Origin of the sequence: Vibrio sp. V03_P4A6T147 (assembly GCF_002241085.1) — a bacterium.
GTDB lineage: Bacteria > Pseudomonadota > Gammaproteobacteria > Enterobacterales > Vibrionaceae > Vibrio > Vibrio anguillarum.
The window spans coordinates 1-5,392 of sequence record NZ_NDIO01000123.1; the positions used below are offsets into that span (position 1 = coordinate 1).

General features: G+C 43.3%; 4 protein-coding genes and 1 pseudogene. 1 reads left to right on the top strand and 4 read right to left on the bottom strand.

Features of this window, described 5'->3' with window-relative positions:
* Window positions 1–328: 328 nt before the first annotated feature.
* A complete protein-coding gene (locus B9J84_RS04800; protein ID WP_013867855.1) occupies window positions 329–1,120 on the top strand; it encodes an EAL domain-containing protein in 792 nt (263 codons plus the stop codon).
* A gap of 116 nt (window positions 1,121–1,236) precedes the next feature.
* Here B9J84_RS04800 and B9J84_RS04805 read toward each other — a convergent pair whose 3' ends face one another.
* From B9J84_RS04805 to B9J84_RS04820, 4 genes and pseudogenes are all read right to left on the bottom strand, one after another.
* Window positions 1,237–2,829 carry an ABC transporter ATP-binding protein gene (locus B9J84_RS04805; protein ID WP_094123653.1) on the bottom strand — a complete coding sequence of 531 codons (1,593 nt, stop codon included), beginning with the start codon at window positions 2,827–2,829 and terminating at the stop codon, window positions 1,237–1,239.
* A complete protein-coding gene (locus B9J84_RS04810) occupies window positions 2,826–3,869 on the bottom strand; it encodes an ABC transporter permease (protein WP_017046433.1) in 1,044 nt (347 codons plus the stop codon). Before B9J84_RS04810 ends, B9J84_RS04805 begins: the two co-directional genes overlap by 4 nt.
* A complete protein-coding gene (locus B9J84_RS04815) occupies window positions 3,866–4,951 on the bottom strand; it encodes a microcin C ABC transporter permease YejB (RefSeq protein WP_013867858.1) in 1,086 nt (361 codons plus the stop codon). Before B9J84_RS04815 ends, B9J84_RS04810 begins: the two co-directional genes overlap by 4 nt.
* Window positions 4,952–4,960: 9 nt before the next feature.
* Window positions 4,961–5,392, bottom strand: a pseudogene (locus B9J84_RS04820) (ABC transporter substrate-binding protein); the annotation flags it as partial.

Here is a 5,392-nt window from a genome sequence, read left to right on the forward strand (position 1 = left end):
TAGTCCGAAAATACGTTCAATTATATGCCGTATTACAATGGGCGTAACGTAAACAAACCGCCCTCATTTTCTTCCAAGTTCTAGATTTTACCTTATTACCCTCTTCATTGGGCTGTCTTCTGATTTAGCACACACTCAATCAATTGAGCCTGCCGCATCACATTCACTAAATAATTCAATATTTGTGACGCTGTTTTGACAACCCACAAATTTTCATCTTAGCCAAAGGTACAATTGACAAAGGTCAAGGTGAGTCAATAATATGGCATGGCATATTGGCGCTCGGATGCTTCAAGCAAAAATTAATGATTAGGATGTCGAAAATTGTATGCTTTTAACTAACAAAACTCAGTTTTCAAAATGCATGTCTCTGGATTCCGATGGCCAGTTTATTGCTCATTACCAACATCTTGTGCTGCGAAGCGTTTTCCAGCCGATATTCTCGCGGGATAACCGCATTGTGGGCGTTGAAGCCCTAGTGAGAATCACCGCCAATGGCAGCACGACCATTCGCCCCGATTGTTTTTTCCATTCCGACACTATTAATCCCATTGACAAACTTAACGTAGAAAGACTCAGCCGAGTTATCCACATCCGAAACTATGCCCTTTCCGAATATCGTCAATGCCAATTATTTCTAAACTTATTGCCTGTCGCGGGTGAATTGTTTGCCATCAGCGACATCAACAAAGCATTGCTATGCGATCGCCTCAAAGAACTGCATATAGAACATAATCAACTGGTCATGGAATTGATTGAAATCGATTCAGAAAATGAAAGCAAGCTGCAATGCGCAACGCAAAGTCTGGCTGCAAATGGTTTTAAAATTGCCATTGATGATTTTGGTACTCAAGCCTCAACACCACAACGGGTTAATTTGGTGACGCCTGATATCATCAAATTTGATCGAAGCTTATTACTCAAATATATGCAAGGTGATTGTGACCCACTTATGGATGGCATTACCCTTGCGAAACAGAATGGTTCCAATACCGTTGTAGAAGGCATCGAAACCCAAGCGCAACTCGAAGCAATGCAAAAACTCGATATTGATATGTTTCAAGGCTATTTTTTAGCCATGCCGGAAGCGATAGTACCAGCCATTAAGATGGCCATTTAATCGCGATATTCTTTACATGCGCGTAGCACCCCAACTTTACTGCTACTTTCAAGGTTCACTCACTGTTTTCCTAGCGACAACATCAGGTTATTTAACTGTATGACATAGCGTGATGTTTAATAAGAAAAGGAAATAAGCTCTTGGGTATAAGGGTGCTGAGGATTGAGAAACAGCTGTTGCGTTTCCCCTTGCTCAACGACTTCACCTTGTTTCATCACCATAGTGTAATGGCATAATGATTTCACCACATGTAAATCATGGCTAATGAACAAGTACGTTAACCCATATTTTTGTTGCAGCGATTTAAGCAGATCCAACACTTGGGCTTGAATCGTACGATCTAAAGAAGAGGTTGGTTCATCAAGTAAAATGAACTCAGGTTTAAGCACCAATGCCCGAGCAATCGCGATACGTTGTCGTTGCCCACCTGAAAACTCATTGGGATAACGGTAGCGAGTGGCTGGGTCGAGCTCAACTTCTCGCATCACATCACAAATCATTCGTTCAACAGTTTGTCGATCATAACGGCTATGAACCTCTAACCCTTCCCCAATAATCTGCGCCACCGACATTCTCGGATTCAGTGCTGAAAATGGATCTTGAAAAACGACTTGCATCTTGCTGCGATAAGGTAACATAGCTTTCCTATCTAACCCTTGCAGCTCATTATTGTCGTAACAAATCGAGCCTTCCGAATGAACTAATTTTAGTATCGCCATACCAGTGGTCGATTTACCCGAACCGCTCTCGCCAACAATTCCTAATGAATGTCCTCTTTTAAGCTTAAACTGCATGTCGGTGACAGCTTTAATATGCGAGACCGTGCGCTTGAATAAGCCGCCAGTGATGGGAAACCAGACTTTGAGATGCTGAAGCTGCACTAGAATTGGGTTGTCAGGGTTTACGTCAACGGGCAAACCTCTAGGATCGGATTCAATCAATTTTTTGGTATAAGAGTGAGAGGGTGATGAGAACAGCGTTTTGGCATCATTCACCTCGATCACTTGCCCATTTTGCATCACTGCAACGCGATCAGCGATACGCTTAACAATACTGAGATCATGAGTAATGAACAACATGGCCATACCCAGTTCTTGTTGCAGGTTTTTAAGTAGATCTAATATTTGCGCCTGAACAGAAACATCAAGCGCAGTGGTCGGCTCATCAGCAATCAGTAATTCAGGCTCATTGATCAAAGCCATCGCAATCATGACTCGCTGGCGTTCTCCCCCAGAAAGTTCATGTGGATAAACATTGATCTTAATTTCTGGCGATCGAATACCCACTTTTTCTAACCATACAATGGCCAACTGACGTGCTTTGCTGCCTCTTAGTCCTCGATGAATCTCCACAACTTCGATCAACTGTTTACCAACTTTGTGCAGAGGGTTGAGTGAGACCATTGGCTCTTGGAAAATCATACCAATCCGCCCACCTCGTATACCTCTTAATTGCCTCTCGCTACAGTTCAACGTATTGATACCATCAAAAAAGATCTCCCCTTGCAAATAGTGGGCAGCACTTTTCGGTAACAACTTCAAAATGGCATTCGCCGTCACTGATTTACCAGAACCACTTTCCCCCACCAGAGCTAAGGTTTCTCCTGCGGAGAGAGAAAGTGACACTGCTTTAATCACAGCTTCAACATTGTCTTTTTGACCAAACCCGACCGAAAGATTTTGGATAGAGAGTACGGTTTTACTCATCATCTTCTCCCTGTCGAATGCGGGTCAAAGGCATCGCGTACTGCTTCGCCGATAAAGACCAATAATGTCAGCATTAACGAGAGCACCACAAATGCTGAAATACCTAACCATGGAGCTTGTAAATTGGCTTTCCCTTGCGCCAATAATTCGCCCAAAGAGGGCGAGCCGACTGGCAAGCCAAAACCGAGAAAATCTAAGGATGTTAAAGTCGTAACTGAGCCTGAAAGAATAAAGGGCATCATGGTTAAAGAAGCCACCATCGCGTTAGGTAGCATGTGGCGAAGCATAATGCGGCGATCACTCACCCCCATCGCTTGCGCAGCCCGCACATAATCAAAATTACGACAGCGTAAAAACTCCGCTCTCACCACGCCCACTAAACTCATCCAACTAAAAAGCACCATAATACCAAGCAACCACCAAAAATTCGGTTCGACGAAACTCGATAAAATGATCAGCAGAAAAAGCGTTGGCATCCCTGACCAAACTTCAATAAAACGTTGCCCAAGTAAATCAAGCCAACCGCCATAATAACCTTGAGTGGCACCAACGATAACGCCTATCACTGACGAGACGAGTGTTAATACAAAGCCAAACAAAACCGAAATACGAAACCCGTAAATAATACGAGCCAGCACATCGCGCCCTTTATCATCAGTACCAAGCCAGTTCACTGAATCTGGCGCTGACGGCACTGCATTATTGATATTAAAGTTGATGGTGTCGTAACTAAATGGGATCAATGGCCAAACAATAAAGCCTTTTTGTTCAATCAGATCGATGACGTAAGGATCGGTATAATCCGCTTCGGTTTCAAACTCACCACCAAAACGAGTTTCTGCATATTGTTGAAAGGTGGGGAAAAACCACTGCTGATCGTACTCAACCAAAAGGGGTTTATCATTTGCAATCAGCTCAGCAAATAGGCTCACCACAAATAAAAGCGTAAACAACCATAGTGAATAAAAACCGCGCCGATTGGACTTAAAACCGTGCCAGCGCAATACGTTTAATGGGTTGGACAGCCTTTTTTTTACCATCATGAACGAGCCTCAAAGTCGATTCGAGGATCAACCCAAATATAGGTCAAATCGGAAATGATGCTGAGGACTAATCCAAGTAACGTCATGATGTATAAAGAACTAAACACTACAGGATAATCCCGTTGAATGGTCGATTCAAAACCAAGTAGCCCTATACCTTCCAGTGAAAACATCACTTCAATCAGCATCGAACCGGTGAAAAATATGCTGATAAAAGCACTCGGAAAACCGGCAATAATAATCAGCATCGCATTACGAAAAACGTGCTGATAAAGAATACGTCCTTCATCCAGTCCTTTTGCTCGAGCCGTCACCACATACTGTTTGTTGATCTCATCAAGAAATGAGTTTTTCGTTAGCATACTCAAAGTGGCAAACCCACCGATCACCATTGCAAAGATGGGCAAAGCCAAATGCCAAAAATAGTCGCCAATTTGTTGATACCAAGTCAGATCAGCAAAATTATTTGATACTAAACCACGCAGTGGGAACCAGCTGAAATAATTTCCACTGGCAAAAATAATGATCAAAATAATCGCAAACAAGAAGCCCGGAATAGCGTAACCGATGATAACCACTGCGCTTGACCATACATCAAACCTTGAGCCATGGTGAATGGCTTTTAAAATTCCGAGAGGAATGGAGATAAGGTAGATGATCAGCGTACTCCACAGCCCTAAAGAGATCGAAACGGGTAAACGCTCAGTGATCAAATCAATAACATTGCCTCCTTTGAATAAGCTGTCACCAAAATTAAAGGTTGCGTAATTTTTTAGCATTTCAAAATAACGGACATGAAGAGGCTTATCGAAACCAAACTGTTTTTTTATCGCTTCGACTACCTCGGGGTCTAAACCTCGGGAACCTTTATATCCTCCAGTGTTAGCCGACAGCGACATATCCACCTCTTGGCCGCCTCCAGTAAATCGCTCCATAATTCCGTCACCATGCCCTTCCATTTGTGCAATCGCTTGCTCAACTGGGCCTCCGGGGGCAATTTGGATGATAAAAAAATTAATGGTAATAATCGCCCACAGCGTGGGCACAACGAGCAGCAATCTGCGGAAAATATAAGCAGTCATTGCATCCTCTTAACGGCGTTTTTCTGGTAGCAATTGCGCTTTCTGCTCCGAAACCCACCAAGTATCAAGACCAATATCATATTTTGGCATCACGCTAGGGCGCTCGAATTTGTCCCAAGTTGCGATACGATATTGGCTCAGATACCACTGTGGGATCAGATAAAAATTCCATTGTAGAACGCGATCTAATGCTCGGCCTAAAGGCAATAATTTTTCTGGATGCTCTTGATTGGCGGCAATTTGTTCAGTGAGGAAGTCGACAACTGGGTCTGCCACTCCGGCGCGATTGTACGTTGAATCGATGTAGTTTGAATTCCAGATAATCAACAAGTTAGGACTTGGGTAAGGATTCGCCGCATAGGCCGACGAAAGCATGTCAAAATCTCTATCGCGCAAACGCTTAAGATATTGTGTGGTATCCACTGAGCGAATCTTCATCTC